16 protein-coding genes are annotated in these 18,312 nt (G+C 72.3%); 3 read left to right on the top strand and 13 right to left on the bottom strand.

Going from position 1 to position 18,312, the window contains the following annotated elements:
* Positions 1-88 precede the first annotated feature (88 nt).
* Positions 89-1,018 (top strand): LysR family transcriptional regulator, encoded by a 930-nt coding sequence (locus ACIA8Q_RS20045; RefSeq protein ID WP_360208903.1) that lies wholly within the window; start codon positions 89-91, stop codon positions 1,016-1,018.
* On the opposite strand, the gene ACIA8Q_RS20040 is transcribed toward ACIA8Q_RS20045, so the two are convergent.
* The 4 genes from ACIA8Q_RS20040 to ACIA8Q_RS20025 all read right to left on the bottom strand — a co-directional run bounded on the left by ACIA8Q_RS20040 (position 1,015) and on the right by ACIA8Q_RS20025 (position 5,385).
* Positions 1,015-1,524, bottom strand: coding sequence for an N-acetyltransferase (locus tag ACIA8Q_RS20040; protein ID WP_360208901.1), 510 nt, complete (start codon positions 1,522-1,524; stop codon positions 1,015-1,017). The genes ACIA8Q_RS20045 and ACIA8Q_RS20040 overlap by 4 nt on opposite strands.
* 92 nt (positions 1,525-1,616) lie before the next feature.
* On the bottom strand, positions 1,617-3,407 hold the full coding sequence (gene aspS / locus ACIA8Q_RS20035) for an aspartate--tRNA ligase (protein ID WP_387905910.1): 1,791 nt from the start codon (positions 3,405-3,407) through the stop codon (positions 1,617-1,619).
* A complete protein-coding gene (gene hisS / locus ACIA8Q_RS20030) occupies positions 3,404-4,666 on the bottom strand; it encodes a histidine--tRNA ligase (protein WP_360208897.1) in 1,263 nt (420 codons plus the stop codon). The genes aspS and hisS overlap by 4 nt, the downstream gene beginning before the upstream one ends.
* Positions 4,667-4,677: 11 nt before the next feature.
* Positions 4,678-5,385, bottom strand: coding sequence for an MBL fold metallo-hydrolase (locus tag ACIA8Q_RS20025; RefSeq protein ID WP_360208894.1), 708 nt, complete (start codon positions 5,383-5,385; stop codon positions 4,678-4,680).
* A 275-nt stretch (positions 5,386-5,660) separates the two neighbouring features.
* On the opposite strand from ACIA8Q_RS20025, the gene ACIA8Q_RS20020 reads away from it, so the two are divergent.
* Together ACIA8Q_RS20020 and ACIA8Q_RS20015 are read left to right on the top strand one after the other, a co-directional pair.
* On the top strand, positions 5,661-6,488 hold the full coding sequence (locus ACIA8Q_RS20020; RefSeq protein ID WP_360208891.1) for a peptidylprolyl isomerase: 828 nt from the start codon (positions 5,661-5,663) through the stop codon (positions 6,486-6,488).
* Between the two features lie 264 nt (positions 6,489-6,752).
* On the top strand, positions 6,753-7,982 hold the full coding sequence (locus tag ACIA8Q_RS20015) for a DUF349 domain-containing protein (RefSeq protein ID WP_360208888.1): 1,230 nt from the start codon (positions 6,753-6,755) through the stop codon (positions 7,980-7,982).
* 86 nt (positions 7,983-8,068) lie between these two features.
* On the opposite strand, the gene ACIA8Q_RS20010 is transcribed toward ACIA8Q_RS20015, so the two are convergent.
* The 9 genes from ACIA8Q_RS20010 to ACIA8Q_RS19970 form a co-directional block, all read right to left on the bottom strand.
* Entirely contained in the window at positions 8,069-10,486 is a 2,418-nt protein-coding gene (locus tag ACIA8Q_RS20010; protein ID WP_387905935.1) for a RelA/SpoT family protein, read from the bottom strand.
* A gap of 191 nt (positions 10,487-10,677) precedes the next feature.
* A complete protein-coding gene (locus ACIA8Q_RS20005; RefSeq protein ID WP_360208886.1) occupies positions 10,678-11,262 on the bottom strand; it encodes an adenine phosphoribosyltransferase in 585 nt (194 codons plus the stop codon).
* 29 nt (positions 11,263-11,291) lie between these two features.
* Positions 11,292-12,389 carry a protein translocase subunit SecF gene (secF, locus tag ACIA8Q_RS20000; protein WP_360208884.1) on the bottom strand — a complete coding sequence of 366 codons (1,098 nt, stop codon included), beginning with the start codon at positions 12,387-12,389 and terminating at the stop codon, positions 11,292-11,294.
* 4 nt (positions 12,390-12,393) lie between these two features.
* Positions 12,394-14,205: a protein translocase subunit SecD gene (gene secD / locus ACIA8Q_RS19995; protein WP_387905906.1), complete on the bottom strand. Its 1,812-nt coding sequence runs from the start codon at positions 14,203-14,205 to the stop codon at positions 12,394-12,396.
* A gap of 146 nt (positions 14,206-14,351) precedes the next feature.
* On the bottom strand, positions 14,352-14,753 hold the full coding sequence (gene yajC / locus ACIA8Q_RS19990; protein ID WP_360208882.1) for a preprotein translocase subunit YajC: 402 nt from the start codon (positions 14,751-14,753) through the stop codon (positions 14,352-14,354).
* Between the two features lie 247 nt (positions 14,754-15,000).
* Positions 15,001-16,077, bottom strand: a complete 1,077-nt coding sequence (gene ruvB / locus ACIA8Q_RS19985; protein ID WP_360208879.1) for a Holliday junction branch migration DNA helicase RuvB — start codon at positions 16,075-16,077, stop codon at positions 15,001-15,003.
* A 70-nt stretch (positions 16,078-16,147) separates the two neighbouring features.
* Positions 16,148-16,759, bottom strand: a complete 612-nt coding sequence (ruvA, locus tag ACIA8Q_RS19980) for a Holliday junction branch migration protein RuvA (RefSeq protein WP_360208877.1) — start codon at positions 16,757-16,759, stop codon at positions 16,148-16,150.
* A 13-nt stretch (positions 16,760-16,772) separates the two neighbouring features.
* On the bottom strand, positions 16,773-17,321 hold the full coding sequence (gene ruvC / locus ACIA8Q_RS19975; RefSeq protein WP_360208875.1) for a crossover junction endodeoxyribonuclease RuvC: 549 nt from the start codon (positions 17,319-17,321) through the stop codon (positions 16,773-16,775).
* A 224-nt stretch (positions 17,322-17,545) separates the two neighbouring features.
* Positions 17,546-18,304, bottom strand: a complete 759-nt coding sequence (locus ACIA8Q_RS19970; protein ID WP_313762932.1) for a YebC/PmpR family DNA-binding transcriptional regulator — start codon at positions 18,302-18,304, stop codon at positions 17,546-17,548.
* Positions 18,305-18,312 lie beyond the last annotated feature (8 nt).

Raw genomic sequence — 18,312 nt, 5'->3', positions numbered from 1 at the left:
CCCCGTCCGATCGGCGCGGACGCCGAACGATCAACCTTGGCCCACACCTGCCGGGCCGGTCCAATATCCCGTTCCATAACCTTGGGGCATGGATGTCGACACCCGGTTGCTGCGCAGCTTCACCGCGGTCTGCGAGGAGGGTCAGCTGACCGCCGCGGCGGCCCGGCTGTTCGTCTCCCAGCCGACGCTGACCAAGCAGATCCGCCAGCTGGAGGCGCTGCTCGGGGTCGAGCTGTTCGAGCGCTCGCGGCGCGGCATGACGCCCACCCAGGCCGGCCGGGCACTGGCGGAGCACACCGGGGCGCTGCTCGCCGGCTGGGACGACGCGCTGCGCACCACCCGCGCGGCCGCGGCCGGGCAGTGCTCGGTGCTGCGGGTGGGGTTCGAGGGCGGCATCATCAACCTGGTGACCCGCAGCACGCTCGCCGACTTCGCCCGGCGGATGCCCGGCTGGCAGGTGGAGCTGCGGCAGAACAACTGGTTCGACCCGACCTCGGGACTGGCCACCGGCGAGATCGACCTGACGCTCTGGCACGGACCGCCGTGGCTGGTCGAGCACTACAACGCCGCCGTGCTCGGCCAGGAGGCGCGGGTCGCGGCTTTGCCGGCCGGGCACCGGCTGGCGGCCCGGGCCGAGCTCGACCTCGAGGACCTGGCGGACGAACCGTTCGTGGCGATACCGCACGAGGCCGGGCACTGGCGCGAGTACTGGCTCGCGGCCCACGAGCGGGGCGGGCGTCCGGTGCGGATCGGCGCGGTGGCGCACAACTCCGACGAGTGGCTGGCCGCGGTGGTGTGCGGCCAGGGCGTCGGCTTCGCACCGGAGACGATGAGCCGGCTGGCCGCGCGGGATGACGTCGCCTACCGGCCGGTGCGGGGGCTCAGCCCGAGCCAGGTCGGGCTCTACTGGCCGAAGGACCGCGAACTCACGCCGGCGATGGCCGCGTTCGTGCGCAGCTGCCGGGTCACGGTACCGTTCGGCGGGGGTCGGGCCGGCGCGGCCCGGGGCGCGGCCTAGACCGAGACGAACGGCTCCGGGTAACGGCAGAGCCCGCGCGGACCGCCGTCGTACGCGGGCAGCGCCAGCGTCTGGAAGTAGGTCTCGGGCACCTCGAACGGGCCGCTGACCTCGTGCCGCACGGCCGGGGCGAAGCCGAACCGCCCGTAGTACGCCGGATCGCCGAGGACGACCACGAGCTTCTCGCCCGCCTCCTCGGCCGCCGCCAGCGCGGCCCGGACGACCAGCTCGCCGACGCCCTTGCGCTGCCACTCCGGCGCGACCGCGACCGGCGCGAGCGCCAGCCCCAGGCCGTCCTCGCCGACCCGCAGCCGGGTCAGCAGCGCGTGCCCGATGACCAGCCCGGTCTCGTCGACCGCGACCACGGACAGCCCGGGCACCCAGGCGGGATCGCGGCGCAGCGCGTCCACCAGGTCCGCCTCGTCCGGGCCGGGGAACGCGGCCATGTGGACGCGTCTGGTGGCCGGGGCGTCGTCCGGACATTCGACTCTCGTGGTGACCTTCATGAGTCAACCCTCCCTGTGTCACACACCGTTGTGGACCGGCCCCGGACGGTGGGTGGACCGTCCGGGGCCGTTGCAGGTTAGCGGATTCGGCGTCAGGCCTTGGGCTGGGCCTCGGACTTGGCGTCCTCGCGCTGCTTCGGGGTGGCGTCCACGCCCGCCTCGCGGCGCTGCGCCGGGGTGATCGGCGTCGGGGCGCCGGTCAGCGGGTCCCCGCCGGTGGACGTCTTCGGGAAGGCGATGACGTCCCGGATGGTGTCGTAGCCGCCGAGCAGCGTGACGATCCGGTCGAGACCGAAGGCGACGCCACCGTGCGGCGGGGGGCCGTAGTTGAAGGCGTCCAGCAGGAAGCCGAACTGCGAGGCCGCCTCCTCCTCGGAGAGGCCGATCGCGTCGAACGCCCGCTTCTGCACGTCGCGCTGGTGGATACGGATCGAACCGCCGCCCAGCTCCGAGCCGTTGAGGACCAGGTCGTAGGCGTTGGAGAGCGCCGCACCCGGGTCGGTGTCGAAGGTCGCCAGCGACTCGGCGGTCGGTGCGGTGAACGGGTGGTGCACCGCGTGCCAGCCCTGGAACTCGCCCTTGTCGTCCTCGATGGGCTCGAACATCGGGAAGTCGACGACCCAGAGGAAGGCCCACTGCGACTCGTCGATCAGCTCGCAGCGGCGGCCGATCTCCAGGCGGGCGGCGCCCAGCAGCTCCTGGGAGGCGCGCTGCTTGCCGGCCGCGAAGAAGATCGCGTCGCCGTTCTTGGCGCCCGCGGCGGCGGCCAGGCCGGCCAGGTGCTCCTCGGACAGGTTCTTGGCGACGGGGCCGCGCAGCTCGCCGGTCTCGGCGTCGATGACGACGTAGGCCAGGCCGCGGGCGCCGCGCGCCTTGGCCCAGTCCTGCCAGGCGTCCAGCGCCTTGCGGGGCTGCGAGGCGCCGCCGGGCATGACCACGGCACCGACGTACGGGGCCTGGAAGACGCGGAACGCGGTGCCCTTGAAGTACTCGGTGAGGTCCGTGAGCTCCTGCCCGAAGCGGACGTCCGGCTTGTCGGAGCCGTAGCGGGACATGGCGTCCGCGTAGGACATCCGGGGCAGCGGGGCGGGCAGCTCGTAGCCGTGCACCTCGCGCCAGATGGCGCCGACGATCTTCTCGCCGAGGGCCAGGATGTCCTCCTGGTCGACGAACGAGGCCTCGATGTCCAGCTGGGTGAACTCCGGCTGCCGGTCGGCGCGGAAGTCCTCGTCGCGGAAGCAGCGGGCGATCTGGTAGTAGCGCTCCATGCCGGCCACCATCAGCAGCTGCTTGAACAGCTGGGGCGACTGCGGCAGGGCGTACCAGTGGCCGGGCTGCAGGCGGACCGGGACGAGGAAGTCGCGGGCGCCCTCGGGGGTGGAGCGGGTGAGGTACGGCGTCTCGATGTCGAGGAAGTCGTTCTCCTCCATCACCCGGCGGATGATGTTGCTGACCTTCGAGCGCAGCCGCAGGCCCTTCGCCGGGCCCTCGCGCCGCAGGTCCAGGTAGCGGTAGCGCAGCCGGACCTCCTCGTTGACCGTGCCCGGCTCGTACTCGGCGACGGGGAAGGGCAGCGGGGCGGCCTCGGAGAGGACCTCGATCCCGCTGACGACGACCTCGACGGCGCCGGTCGGGATGTCGGGGTTCTCGTTGCCCTCGGGGCGCACCCGGACGTCGCCGACGACCTTGACGCAGTACTCGGCGCGCAGGCCGTGCACCGAGTCCAGGTCGCGGACCACGATCTGCACGGTGCCGGAGGCGTCGCGCAGGTCGATGAAGGCGACACCGCCGTGGTCGCGGCGGCGGGCGACCCAGCCGGCCAGGGTGACGGTGGTGCCTGCGTGCTCCGGGCGGAGCGTGCCCGCGTCGTGCGTGCGGATCACAGCTGCTTCTCCTTCAGGGTGGTGACGAGTGCGTCGAGGGCGACGGGGTTCTGCTCGCCGGTGGTCAGGTCCTTGAGCTGGACGACGCCCTCGGCGAGGTCGCGGTCACCGGCGACGAGGGCGAAGCGGGCGCCGGACCGGTCGGCCGACTTCATGGCGTTCTTGATGCTCTTCACGCCGAACGCCAGGTCGGTGGCGACACCGGCCCGGCGCAGCTCGACGACCTTGGCGAACAGGACGTTCTTGGCCTCCTCGCCGAGCGCGACGGCGTACACGGAGGTGGCGGCGGGGAGGTCCAGGGCGGCGCCCTCGGCCTCCATCGCCAGGAAGGTGCGGTCCACGCCGAGGGCCCAGCCGACGGAGGGCAGCGCCGGGCCGCCGATCATCTCGGAGAGGCCGTCGTAGCGGCCGCCGCCGCCGATCGCGGACTGGGCGCCGAGGCCGTTGTGCACGAACTCGAAGGTGGTGCGGGTGTAGTAGTCCAGGCCGCGGACGAGCTTGGGGTCGTCGACGAAGGCGACGCCGTTCGCGGTGAGCAGCTCGCGGACCTTCTCGTCGTACGCCTTGCACTCCTCGCACAGGTAGTCGCGCAGCTTCGGGGCGTCGACGAGCTGGGCCTGCACGGCCTCGCGCTTGTCGTCGAGGACGCGCAGCGGGTTGATCCCGGCGCGGCGGCGGGTGTCCTCGTCCAGGTCCAGGCCGGCGAGGAACTCGACCAGGGCGGCGCGGTAGACCGGGCGGCACTGCTTGTCGCCGAGGCTGTTGAGCAGCAGCGAGTAGTCGCTCAGGCCCAGCGAGCGGAAGGCGTCGTCGGCCAGGATGATCAACTCGGCGTCCAGCGCCGGGTCCTCCGCGCCGATGGCCTCCGCCCCGACCTGCGAGAACTGGCGGTAGCGGCCCTTCTGGGCGCGCTCGTAGCGGTAGTACGAGCCGGAGTACCAGAGCTTGACCGGCAGGTTGCCCTGCTTGTGCAGGTTGGCCTGGAGGGCGGCGCGCAGCACCGAGGCGGTGCCCTCCGGACGCAGCGCGAGCTCGTCGCCGCCCCGGGTGGTGAGGTTGTACATCTCCTTGCTGACGATGTCGGTCGACTCGCCGACGCCGCGGGAGAAGAGCTTCACGTCCTCGAAGACCGGGGTCTCGACGTAGCCGTAGCCGGCCCGGCGGGCGGGCGCGGCGATGCGCTCGCGGATCGCCAGGAAGGTCGCGGAGCTGGGGGGCAGCAGGTCGTAGGTGCCCTTGGGGGCGGTGAAGGTGCTCAACTTCTCTTCCGTCACATTCCTCGTCGCGGGAAGGCCGGGGCGCCTGCCGCCCCCGCTGCCTCTCGGAGGTAGGGGTTGGTGGCGCGCTCGCGGCCGATGGTGGTCTGTCCGCCGTGGCCGGAGAGGACCACGGTGGTGTCGTCGAGGGGCAGGCACACCCGGGCCAGCGAGCGCATGATCGCCGCGCTGTCCCCGCCCGGGAGGTCGGTACGCCCGATGGAGCCGGCGAACAGCAGGTCGCCCGAGAACAGCACCGGGGGGAGGTCCTCGGCACCGGGCGTCCGGAAGGTCACCGACCCCCCGGTATGGCCCGGGGCGTGGTCGACGGTGAGCTCCAGGCCGGCCAGCTCCAGCAGCGCGCCGTCGGTGAGCTCGCGCACGTCGTCGGGCTCGCCGACGGTGAGCTCGCCCATCAGCTGGGTGCCCAGGGAGCGGCCGAGCGCCTTCTCCGGGTCGGACATCATGTACCGGTCCTCGGGGTGGATCCAGGCCGGGACGCCGCGGGCGCCGCAGACCGGGACCACCGAGGCCACGTGGTCGATGTGGCCGTGCGTGAGCAGCACGGCGACGGGCTTGAGGCGGTGCTCGCGGACCATCTCCTCGACGCCGCGGGCCGCCTGGTGGCCGGGATCGACGATGACGCACTCCTCGCCCGCCGCCGGTGCGACCAGGTAGCAGTTGGTGCCCCAGGCTCCAGCGGGGAATCCGGCGATGAACACGCGCGTCCTTCGTGATGCGGTCGGCAGCGGCGGCTGCGGGTGCGGCTGCCGGGTGCTGGGGGCGGCTTCCGGGGATGCGGCTACCAGTGGTGTATGGGCAGCCTACCGGCGGTGCGGGTCCGGTTGCGAACCAGATGCGGGTGGCGGCCGCGCTTCGTCCTGACAGGTTCACCGCGTTCTTACGGGCCCGGTCCCTACACTTGGCCGCTGATGGATGCGATGATCCGCTCCGGTACCCATCCACTTTTCCAGCACATCCGTAGGAGACACGGCCGGTGGTCAGCAGCGAACAGCGGCGGCGGCAGCTCGCCCGAGAGAAGTACGAGCGCCAGGCGGAACGCCGGGCCGCGGCCCGGGCCGCGCGCAAGCGCCGCAACGCGATCCTGGGCGCCTCGCTCGCCGTCGTGGTCCTGGCCGGCGGCGGTGCGCTGATCGGCACCGGCGCGTTCGACTCGGACGGCAAGGACAAGTCGCCCCAGGCCGCGCCCACCCAGGCCAACGAGCCGACCACCCCGGTCCGCAAGGCGGTCGAGGGCTGCGCCGCGCCGGCGCCGGGTGCGCCGAACGGCAAGCAGTGGAAGACCGAGCCGGCCATGTCGATCGACACCGCCGCCTCGTACACGGCCGTGCTGGACACCAACTGCGGCAAGGTGACGCTGTCGCTCGACGCGGCCAAGGCGCCGCACACGGTGAACTCCTTCGCCTTCCTGGCCGGCGAGAAGTACTTCGACCACACCAAGTGCCACCGTCTGACCACCGACGGCATCTTCGTGCTGCAGTGCGGCGACCCGACCGCCAGCGCGACCGTCCCCGGCGGCACCGGCGACCCGGGCTACAAGTTCGCGGACGAGAACCTGACCGGCGCGACCTACCCGGCGGGCACCGTGGCGATGGCCAACTCCGGCCCGGGCACCAACGGCAGCCAGTTCTTCCTGGTCTACAAGGACACCCAGCTGCCGCCGAACTACACCCCCTTCGGGAAGATCACCGGCGGCCTGGACGTGGTGCAGAAGATCGCCGCCGCGGGCACCCTGGAGGGCGGCACGGACGGCCACCCGATGGCCGACGTCACCTTCAACTCGGTCACCGCCACGAAGGGTTGACCTACCCCGGGGTCGCCCGCGAGGCTTGCCGACGGCGCCCGCGGGCGGCCCGGGCCCGAAATCGCCCGGCCCGGATGCGGACAGCACCGGGCCTGGTCGCCTATGTTGGCGTTGTATAGGGTGCCCGGACCCGCCTAGCCGCCACCCTCGGCAGCAAGTCTCGGCGGACGGGGACGGCGGACTCATCGGTCCGCCGCACATCAACTGTGGACGACGGACGCGCGCCGCCCCGGCGCGGGCGCGACGTCATGTGGAGGACGCGCTATGAGCAGCGACCCGTGGGGCCGTGTCGACGAGCAGGGCACGGTCTACGTCAGGACGGCCGACGGCGAACGCGTCGTCGGTTCCTGGCAGGCCGGCTCGCCCGAGGAGGCCCTCGCCTACTTCGAGCGCAAGTACCAGGGCATCGAGGTGGAGATCGGCCTGCTGGAGAAGCGGGTGCGCACCACCGACCTGGCCGCCAAGGACGCCCAGACCGCGCTGGACCACCTGCGCACCCAGGTCGTCGAGGCGCACGCGGTCGGTGACCTGGAGGCCCTGGCCAAGCGACTGGACACGCTCGCCGGCGAGATCGAGAGCCGGCGCGAGGAGCGCAAGGCCGCCCGGGCCAAGGCGCAGGACGAGACCCGCACCGCCAAGGAGGCGCTGGTCGCCGAGGCCGAGCAGCTCGCCGAGTCGACCCAGTGGCGGGAGGCCGGGGACCGGCTGCGCGCCCTGGTGGACACCTGGAAGGGCCTGCCCCGCCTGGACCGCAAGAGCGACGACGAGCTGTGGCACCGCTTCTCGCACGCCCGCTCGGTCTTCTCCAAGCACCGCAAGGCGCACTTCGCGACCCTGGACGCCGAGCGCGAGCAGGCCCGGCAGACCAAGGAGGCGCTGGTCACCGAGGCCGAGGCGCTCTCCTCGTCCACCGAGTGGGGCGACACCGCGGCCCGCTACCGCGACCTGATGGCGCGCTGGAAGGCCGCCGGCCGGGCCCAGCGCGACGTCGAGGACGAGCTGTGGGCGCGGTTCCGCGGCGCGCAGGACGTGTTCTTCCAGGCCCGTTCCGCGGTGTTCAGCGAGCGGGACGCCGAGCAGGTCGCCAACCAGCAGCTCAAGGAGGCGCTGGCGGCCGAGGCCGAGGCGATCCTGCCGATCACCGACCTGAAGGCGGCCAAGGCCGCGCTGCGCGAGGTGAACGAGCGCTGGGAGGCGATCGGGCACGTGCCGCGCGACGTCCGTCCGAAGCTGGACGGCCGGCTGAACGCGGTCGAGCGGGCCATCCGCGAGGCCGAGGACGCCGAGTGGAAGCGGTCCAACCCGGAGGCCAAGGCCCGTGCCGCCGGCATGGTCGGCCTGTTCGAGGCCAAGGCCGAGAAGATCCAGGCCGACCTGGACAAGGCCCGTGCCGCCGGCAACGCGTCCAAGGCCGCGAAGCTGGAGTCCGAGCTGGCCGGTGTGCAGACCCTGCTGGAGCAGGCGCACCGCAGCCAGGAGGAGTTCAGCGGCTGACCGTCCCGGTCGGCCCGCCGTACGCCGAAGGCCCCCGGGGGGAACTCCCCCGGGGGCCTTCCTCGTGCGCGCCGCGCGCCCGGCCGCTACTTGCGGGCCGAGGTGACGCGGTAGACGTCGTACACGCCCTCGACGCCGCGGACGGCCTTGAGCACGTGGCCGAGGTGCTTCGGGTCGCCCATCTCGAAGGTGAAGCGGCTCATCGCGACCCGGTCGCGGGAGGTCTGCACCGCCGCCGACAGGATGTTGACGTGCTGGTCGGAGAGCACCCGGGTGACGTCCGACAGCAGTCGGGACCGGTCCAGCGCCTCGACCTGGATGGCCACCAGGAAGACCGAGGACTGGGTGGCCGCCCACTCGACGTCGATCATCCGTTCCGGCTGCTGGCTCAGCGCCTCGACGTTGACGCAGTCGGCGCGGTGGACGGAGACGCCGTTGCCGCGGGTCACGAAGCCGAGGATCGGGTCGCCCGGCACCGGGGTGCAGCAGCGGGAGAGCTTGACCCAGACGTCCTCGACGCCCTTGACGATCACGCCCGGGTCGCCCTTGGCCCGGCGGCGCACCGCGCGGCGGTTGTCGTGCGTCGGGGTCGCGGTCTCGGCGAGGTCCTCGGTGGCGCCCTCCTCGCCGCCGAGCGCCTGGACCAGCTTCTGCACGATGTTCTGCGCGGCGACGTGGCCCTCGCCGATCGCGGCGTAGAGCGAGGAGATGTCGGGGTAGCGCATCTCGTGGGCCAGGGTGACCAGCGAGTCGCCGGTCAGGATCCGCTGGATCGGCAGGCCCTGCTTGCGCATCGCCCGGACGATCGCCTCCTTGCCGTGCTCGATCGCCTCCTCGCGGCGCTCCTTGGAGAACCAGGCGCGGATCTTGTTGCGGGCGCGCGGCGACTTGACGAAGCCCAGCCAGTCCCGGGACGGGCCGGCGTTCTCCGCCTTGGAGGTGAACACCTCGACGGTGTCGCCGTTCTCCAGGGTCGACTCCAGCGGCACCAGCCGCCCGTTCACCCGGGCCCCTATGGTCCGGTAGCCGACCTCGGTGTGCACCGCGAAGGCGAAGTCGACCGGGGTCGCACCGGCCGGCAGCGCTATCACGTCGCCCTTGGGCGTGAAGACGAAGACCTCGTTGCTGGCCAGGTCGAAGCGGAGCGACTCGAGGAACTCGCCCGGGTCGGCGGTCTCCTTCTGCCAGTCCAGCAGCTGCCGCAGCCAGGCCATCTCGTTGACGGCGCCGGCCTTGTCGTCCTTGCGGACCTGGGTCGGGGTGTCGGTGCGGACCTTGGAGGCGCCGGCCACCGCGCGCTGCTTGTACTTCCAGTGCGCGGCGATGCCGTACTCGGCCCGGCGGTGCATGTCGAAGGTGCGGATCTGCAGTTCGACGGGCTTGCCGCCCGGGCCGATCACCGTGGTGTGCAGCGACTGGTACATGTTGAACTTGGGCATCGCGATGTAGTCCTTGAACCGCCCCGGCACCGGGTTCCACCGCGCGTGGATGGTGCCCAGCGCCGCGTAGCAGTCGCGGACGGTGTCGACCAGGACCCGGATGCCCACCAGGTCGTAGATCTCGGCGAAGTCCCGGCCCCGGACGATCATCTTCTGGTAGACCGAGTAGTAGTGCTTCGGCCGGCCGGTGACGGAGGCGGTGATCCGGGCGCCGCGCAGGTCCCCCTGGACCTGGTCGATGACGGTCGCCAGGTACTCGTCCCGCTTGGGGGCGCGCTCGGCGACCAGCCGGACGATCTCGTCGTACATCTTGGGGTAGAGGATCGCGAAGGCGAGGTCCTCCAGCTCCCACTTGATGGTGTTCATGCCCAGCCGGTGCGCCAGCGGGGCGTAGATCTCGAGGGTCTCGCGGGCCTTCTTCTCCTGCTTCTCCCGCTTGAGGTAGCGCATCGTGCGCATGTTGTGCAGGCGGTCGGCCAGCTTGATCACCAGGACCCGCGGGTCCTTGGCCATCGCGACGACCATCTTGCGGACGGTCTCGGCCTGCGCGGCCTCGCCGAACTTGACCCGGTCGAGCTTGGTGACGCCGTCGACCAGCAGGGCCACCGAGTCGCCGAAGTCCTTGCGCAGGGTCTCCAGGCCGTAGTCGGTGTCCTCGACCGTGTCGTGCAGCAGCCCGGCCATCAGGGTCGGGGCGTCCATCCCGAGCTCGGCGAGGATGGTCGCCACGGCGAGCGGGTGGGTGATGTACGGGTCGCCGCTCTTGCGCTTCTGCCCGCGGTGCCACTTCTCGGCGACGGCGTAGGCCCGCTCGATGTCCCGCAGCAGCGCCGGGTCGGCCTTCGGGTCGTTCGCCCGGATCGAGCGGAACAGCGGCTCCAGAACGGGGTTGAGCACGCTGGAGCGCTGGCCGCCGAGGCGGGCCAGGCGGGCGCGCATGCCGCCGGAGGAGGAGCCGCGGCCGGTCGGCGCGGTCGGTCGCGAGGAGGTCGGCGCCGGGCGTGCCGGGGTGGCCCCCGAGGGCGTGGGACGGTTGTCGGGGGCGGCCGCTGCGGCCGTGGGCACAACCTCGTCGGGCAAGGACTCTCCTCGGGGCACCGGGGGGCCGACCCCTGCCGCGGCCCGTACGGTGCGACGCGACCGGGAGGGGATGAATCTTCATGGTACCGAGCCGGGCGGCCCGGTGTTCATCCACCCGGCCCGGAAACGGAAGGGCGGCGGTCGGATGATCCGACCGCCGCCCTCCATCAGGTCCCTCAGACCGTGACCAGCGTCTCCAGCGGAGCCCCGCCGAGGTGCCCGGCCAGCCGCTGCCGGCCGTCCAGGAAGCCCAGCTCCATCAGCACCAGGACGCCCACCAGCTCGGCGCCGGCCTCCTTCACCAGGTCCAGCGAGGCACCGATGGTGCCACCGGTGGCCAGCACGTCGTCCACCACCAGGACCCGCTCACCGGGCGCGAAGGCGTCGCACTGCACCTCCAGCGTCGCCGAGCCGTACTCCAGCTCGTACGAGCGCCGGAACACCTCGCCGGGCAGCTTGCCCTGCTTGCGGATCGGCACGAAACCGAGTCCGGCCGCGACGGCCGCCGGGGCCGCCAGCACGAAGCCGCGCGCCTCCAGGCCCACCACCTTGGTCGCCCCGAGCTCCAGCGCCCGGTCCGCCAGCGCCCGGGTGAGGGCGCCGAAGGCCTCGGCGTCGGCGAGCAGCGGCGCGATGTCCTTGAACAGCACGCCCGGCTTCGGGTAGTCCGGGACGTCCCGGATCCGGCTGTTCAGCAGCTCGGCGAGCGGGCCCCTCCCGCCCGGCTGCGGGCTGGGAGGGGCGGTGTCGGCGGTGGTCACGGTGGTGTCCTCGGGGGTCGGGGTCGGGCTCAGCGCTTGGAGGACGGACGGCCCTTGGCACGCGGGGTGCCGGCCGCACGGCCACGCTGACCGACCATACCCGCCGGCAGGTCCTCGTCCGCGATCTCCTCGCCCGGGGCCTCGCCCGCGGCGGCGGCCTTGGCGGCCGCGGCCCGGTGCTGCAGGACCCGCTTGCGCAGCGCCTTCATCTCGGGCTGCTCCTCCTTGAGCTGCGCCAGCAGCGGGGTGGCGACGCAGATCGAGGAGTAGGCACCGGCCGCGAGGCCGATGAACAGCGCGAGCGAGATGTCGTTCAGCGTGCCGGCGCCCAGGATGCCGCCACCGATGAACAGCAGCGCCGCGACCGGCAGGAGGGCGACCACCGTGGTGTTGAGCGAACGCACCAGGGTCTGGTTGAGGCCCGCGTTGGCCGCCTCGCTGTAGGTGAGCTTGTTCTGCTTCGTGAGCCCCTTGGTGTTCTCCTTCACGGTGTCGAAGACGACGACCGTGTCGTAGAGCGAGTACCCGAGGATGGTCAGGAAGCCGATCACCGTACCGGGGGTGACCTCGAAGCCCACCAGGGCGTACACGCCGATGGTGATCAGGAGGTCGTGGATGAGGGCGACCAGGGCGGCCACCGCCATCCGCCACTCGAAGGCGATCGCCAGGTAGGCCGTCACCAGGATCATGAAGATGATCAGGCCGGTGAGCGCCTTCTGGGAGATCTGCTTGCCCCAGCTGGGGCCGATGACCTGGGCCTCGACCGTGTTCAGCGGGACGGACAGCTTCTGCGAGAGCTCGGAGCGGATCTCGTCCGAGCTCTTCGACTCCTCGGTGCTGACCTGGATGCGGATCTTGCCGTTGTCGGTCGACTGCACCAGCGGGTGCGAGCTGACGACCTTGTCGGCCGTCTCCTGCGCCTGCGAGACGGTCAGCCCGGGCTTGCTCACGGTGTAGACCGAGCCGCCCTTGAACTCGATGCCCAGGTGCAGGCCCATGGCCAGGCCGATCGCCGCGACCAGCACGATCACGCCGGAGATGGAGTACCAGAGCTTGCGGCGGCCGACGAAGTCGAAGCTGACCTCGCCCTGGTAGAGCCGGTGACCCAGATTGGAGAAGCGAGACACGGTGTCAGGCCTCCTTCACGGCGGCAGAGGAGGAGGAGCTACGGCGACGGCTGCTGCGCAGCGGCGGGCGGGCGCCCAGCCGCTTCGGGTCCAGACCGGACCACGGGTGGCCGTCGGAGAAGAACTTCCGCCGGGCCAGCAGCGTGATCAGCGGCTTGGTGAAGAGGAAGATCACCACGACGTCCAGCGCGGTGGTCAGACCCAGGGTGAACGCGAAGCCCTGGACCTTGCCGACCGAGACCACGTAGAGCACCGCGGCACAGAGGAACGACACGAAGTCCGAGACCAGGATGGTGCGCCGGGCGCGCGGCCAGGCCCGCTGGACCGCCGGGCGCAGCGGGGCGCCCTCGCGGACCTCGTCGCGGATGCGCTCGAAGTACACGATGAAGGAGTCCGCGGTGATGCCGATCGCGACGATCGCGCCGCAGACGGCCGGCAGGTTCAGCGCGAAGCCGATCCCGCCGCCGAGCAGGCTCATGATCGAGTAGGTCAGGGCCGCCGAGACGAGCAGACCGGCGATCGAGACCAGCCCGAGGCCGCGGTAGTAGACCAGCGAGTAGACGACCACCAGCAGCATGCCGATGGCGCCGGCGATCAGGCCGGCCTTGAGCTGGTCGCTGCCGAGCGCCGGGGAGACGGTGGTGATGTCGCTCTTGGCGAACTCCAGCGGCAGGGCGCCGAAGCTCAGCACGTTGGACAGGTCCTGCGCCTCGGCCTGGGTGAAGCGGCCGGTGATGACGGCGCTGCCGCCCGGGATCGGGCCGTTGACCTGCGGGTGCGAGACGACCTCGTTGTCCAGCACGATCGCGAACTGGTTGGTCGGCGGGGTCTGGGTGGCCAGCTGGCCGGTGACCTTGGCGAACGCGTCGGTGCCGGTGCCGTTGAACTGCAGCTGGACCTGCCAGCCGGCGCCGGTCTGGGTGTCGATGGTGGCCTGGGCCTTGGAGACGTCCGCGCCCTTCACGGCCGCGGGGCCGAGGGCCAGCTTCTCGTAGTAGCCGTTCTGGGGCTTCTGCGAGCAGGCCACGACGGCCTTGTCGTCGGCGCCGGTCTGGGCGGCGCGGACCTCGGGCTTGGAGCAGTCGAGGGCGGCGAAGGCGGCGGACAGCTCCGGCGGCACGGTGCCCTGGGTCAGCGCGGCGCTGACGTCGGCGGCACTGGGCTGGGTGGCGGCGGCGGACGGCGTGCCGGCGGCCGGGGCGCTCGGGGCGGTGCTCGCGCCCGTGGCGGCGGCGCTCGGGCTGGCGTCGGCGGCGAGGGCCTCACCGAGGGCGCGGCCCTGCTTGGTGGGGCTGGCGCTCGCGGCGGGCGTGCCGGAGGCGGTGGCCGAGGGGGCCGCGGTGGCACCGTTCGACGGGGTCGCGCTCGGGGAGCCGGTGGCACCGGCCGACGGGGAGCCGCTGGGCGCGGGCGGGGTGAAGCCGCTGGGCGCCACGGCGAGGACCGGGCGGAAGAACAGCTTGGCGGTGGTACCGACCTGGTCCGCCGCGTTCTGCCGGTCGCCGCCCTTGGGGATGTTCACGATGATCGTGTCGTCGCCCTGGGTCTGGACCTCCGCCTCGGAGACACCCATACCGTTGACGCGGCGCTCGATGATCCCGGTGGCGATGTCCATGCTGGACTTGTTGATCGCCTTGGGGTCCGTCGACTTCGCGGTCAGCGTGATGCTGGTGCCGCCGGCGAGGTCGATCCCGAGCCGGGGCTTGGTGTTGCCCGTCCCGAACATGAGGGCGACCAGTCCGACGGTGACGACCAGGATGAGGGCCAGTGCCCGCCCTGGGTAGCCGTCGCGCGGGCGCGACTTGGGTGTTGCCACCTTGCTCGTTTCTCCCTGTCCATGCCACCTCCCCGACCGGACCCCCGTCCGGCTCGTGGCGGGACGGGGGCATGGCGGTTCTGCGGCCCTGAGGTCCTGTGGGCTCGCGGCACTGCGCCGCGCGGCCGGGCTGGTGCCCGACCGTACTACTTGCTCGCGGGAGCCCCGCCCTCGACGTCGCCCTTCTCGGCGCTGTCCTTGGTCAGCGTCAGCGGCTTGTCCTCGACCGGCTCGGCGTCCTCGGCCTCCGGCTCGGCGAGCTCGTCGTCGGCGGGGCGGCCGTTGATGATCGCGTCGTACTCCTGGGGGTCCAGGACGGCCGCGATCGCGCTCTTGGTGAAGTGGGTGACCACGCCGGGAGCGATCTCCAGCTCGATGGTCTCCTCGTTGACCGCCTTCACCTGGGCGTACAGGCCGCCGATGGTGCGCACTCCCGCCCCGGGCTCCAGCGAGGTCTGCATCTGCTGCTGCTGCTGCTGGCGCTTCTTCTGCGACCGGAACATGAGCACGATCGCCAGGATCGGGAGGAGAAGGATGATGAAGTTCACTGCAGCCAGGGTCCTTTACGGGCCGCCGATCGGCAGCCTGTGTGGTAATGGTCGGCCCGTCAGGTGAGAGGGGCGGTCCGGCGGAGTCTAGGCGACCCCGAACTGATCGGACAACGCCAAGCATCGCATCCTGCCGCCGAAAGTGGCGACCCTCCGCCTGCACAGTTTCCCCGGACTTCTCCCGTGGCTTCTCCTCGGGGCGCGGTGGCACCGCCCACCGGGAAGCGGGCGGCGGGCGGTCACCCGTTCAGCCCCCGTCGGCCGGGAAGAGTTCGGACTGGGCCGGCACCGCGCCGCGGGTGGTCTGGACCGGAGGGGTCATCCCGAGGTGCTGCCAGGCGGCGGCGGTGGCGATCCGCCCGCGCGGGGTCCGGGCCAGCAGCCCCTCGCGGACCAGGAACGGCTCGGCCACCTCCTCCACCGTCTCGGCCTCCTCACCCACGGCGACCGCCAGTGTCGACAAACCGACCGGACCGCCGCCGAAGAGCCGCAGCAGCGCGTTCAGCACCGCGCGGTCCAGCCGGTCCAGGCCCCGTGCGTCCACCTCGTAGACGTCCAGCGCCCTGGCCGCGATCTCGGCGCTGACCAGGCCGTCGTGCCGCACCTGCGCGAAGTCGCGGACCCGGCGCAGCAGCCGGTTGGCGATGCGCGGGGTGCCGCGCGAGCGGCCGGCGATCTCGGCGGCGCCCGCCGGGTCGATCTCCACGTCCAGCAGCGCGGCCGAGCGCCGCACCACCTGCTGGAGCTCGGCCGGCGCGTAGAACTCCATGTGGCCGGTGAAGCCGAAGCGGTCCCGCAGCGGCGGCGGCAGCAGGCCGGCCCGGGTGGTGGCGCCGACCAGGGTGAAGGGGGGCAGCTCCAGCGGGATGGCGGTGGCGCCCGGCCCCTTGCCGACGATCACGTCGACCCGGAAGTCCTCCATCGCCATGTAGAGCATCTCCTCGGCCGGCCGGGACATCCGGTGGATCTCGTCGAGGAAGAGCACCTCGCCCTCGGTGAGCGAGGAGAGGATCGCCGCGAGGTCGCCCGCGTGCTGGATCGCCGGGCCGGAGGTGATCCGGATCGGGGCGCCCAGCTCGGCGGCGATGATCATGGACAGGGTGGTCTTGCCCAGCCCGGGCGGCCCGCTGAGCAGGACGTGGTCCGGGGCGCTGCCGCGCTTGCGGGCCGCCTGGAGCACCAGGGACAGCTGCTCGCGCACCCGCTCCTGGCCGATGAACTCCTCCAGCAGCTTGGGGCGCAGCGCCGCCTCGACCGCCTGGTCCTCACCGTCGGCGGCGGGCGTCACCAGCCGGTCGACCGGATCGGGGTCGTACGCACTCATGACCCCGCCCCGCTTCGCTCGCTCATGTGCTGTGGACTCCAAAGTCGACAAACGGACAGATCGTCAGTGGTCAGCGGGCCCGGTTGAGGCCGCGCAGGGCGAGCCGGAGCAGCGCACCGACGTCCGGCGTCGCCTGGGCCTCCGCCTCGGGGGCGACGGCCGCGACCGCCTCGTCCGCCTCCCGCGGAGCGTAGCCGAGGCCGGTCAGCGCCGAGTGCAGCTGCTCGCTCCACGGAGCCGGACCGGCCGCGATCGGCTTCTGCGCCGGCACCGCGCCGTGCGGGGCGCCCAGCTTGTCCTTGTACTCCAGCAGCAGCTTGGCCGCCTTGGCCTTGCCGATGCCGGGCACCGCCACCAGCGCCTTCTCGTCGCCGCCGGCCACCGCGGCCCGCAGCGCGTCCGGGCTGTGCACCCCGAGCATCGCCTGCGCCAGCTTGGGGCCGACGCCCGGGGCCGCCTGCAGGATCTCGAAGACGGCGCGCTCGTCGTCGTCCGCGAAGCCGAACAGGGTCAGCGAGTCCTCCCGGACCACGAGCGAGGTGGCGAGGCGGACCGGCTCCCCCAGCCGCAGCCCGGCCAGCGTGCTCGGCGTGCACTGCACGGCCATGCCGACCCCGCCGACCTCGACCACGGCGAGTCCGGAGGAGATGGCCGCCACGGGCCCTTGCACGAAGGCGATCACCGGCTACTGCCTTTCAACGGGGGGTGGGACGGGCTTGCGGGGAGGTGGCGCGGGCCGCCCGCACCGCGGCCTCCAGGCGGTTCGTCGCGCCGCCGCGCCAGATGTGGCAGATGGCCAGCGCCAGGGCGTCCGCGGCGTCGGCCGGCTTGGGCGGGGCGTCCAGCCGCAGCAGGCGCTGCACCATGGCCGTGACCTGGGCCTTGTCGGCCCGGCCGGAGCCGGTGACGGCGGCCTTGACCTCGCTCGGCGTGTGCAGGGTGACCGGTATGCCGCGCCGGGTGGCGCAGAGCATCGCGACCGCGCTGGCCTGGGCGGTGCCCATCACCGTCCGCACGTTGTGCTGGGCGAAGACCCGCTCGACGGCCACCAGGTCGGGCCGGTGCTCGTCGAGCCACTGCTCGATGCCCTGCTCGACCAGCAGCAGCCGCTGCCCGATCTCGGCCTCGGCGGGCGTGCGCACCACCCCGACCCCGGCCATCCGCAGCGGCCGGCCCGGCGCACCCTCGACCACGCCGACCCCGCACCTGGTCAGCCCCGGGTCCACGCCCAGTACCCGAACCACAAGCCCCGCCTCTCCGTCGATCGCCGCCCGCCTCCGGGCCCGGGCCCGGATCCGGACCCGGCGCCGGCGCGCTCCGCGGCTCACGGCGGGCGACCTGCGAAGGCTACCGTCCGGGTCCGACAACCCCGCCGACGACACCGGCCCGGCGGTCCTGGGACCACCGGGCCGGGCCGCGGGAACGATCACCCGCCGGTGATCGCCCGCGGGCGATCACTCGGGGAGGATCACTCGGCGTCGAGCTGCGCACCGACCTCGTCGGAGATGTCGAAGTTGGCGAAGACGTTCTGCACGTCGTCGCTGTCCTCCAGCGCGTCGATCAGCTTCAGGATCTTGCGGGCGCCGTCGACGTCCAGCTCGACCTGCATGCTCGGGAGGAAGTTGGCCTCGGCCGAGTCGTAGTCGACGCCGGCGTCCACCAGCGCGGTGCGCACGGCCACCATCTTGGAGGCCTCGGAGACGATCTCGAACGACTCGCCGAGGTCGTTGATCTCCTCGGGCTCCTGGTCGAGGACGACCTCGAAGAGCTTGTCCTCGTCCACGCCGTCGGCCTTGGGGACGATCACGACGCCCTTGCGGGTGAACAGGTACGACACCGAGCCCGGGTCGGCCATCGAGCCGCCGTTGCGGGTCATCGCGACGCGCACGTCGGAGGCCGCGCGGTTGCGGTTGTCGGTGAGGCACTCGATCAGGACGGCGACGCCGTTCGGGCCGTAGCCCTCGTACATGATCGTCTGGTAGTCGGCGCCGCCGGCCTCCAGACCACCACCGCGCTTGACGGCGCGGTTGATGTTGTCGATCGGGACCGAGCTCTTCTTCGCCTTCTGGATGGCGTCGTAGAGGGTCGGGTTGCCGGCCGGGTCGGGACCGCCGGTGCGCGCCGCCACCTCGATGTTCTTGATCATCTTGGCGAAGAGCTTGCCGCGCTTGGCGTCGATCACGGCCTTCTTGTGCTTGGTGGTAGCCCACTTAGAGTGGCCGGACATCGCCAGCT

It is taken from the genome of Kitasatospora sp. NPDC051705, assembly GCF_044453265.1.
In the GTDB taxonomy this organism is placed as follows: Bacteria; Actinomycetota; Actinomycetes; order Streptomycetales; family Streptomycetaceae; genus Kitasatospora.
Note: the sequence above shows the minus strand (reverse complement) of the source record. Positions and strands in the feature narration are given on the sequence as shown.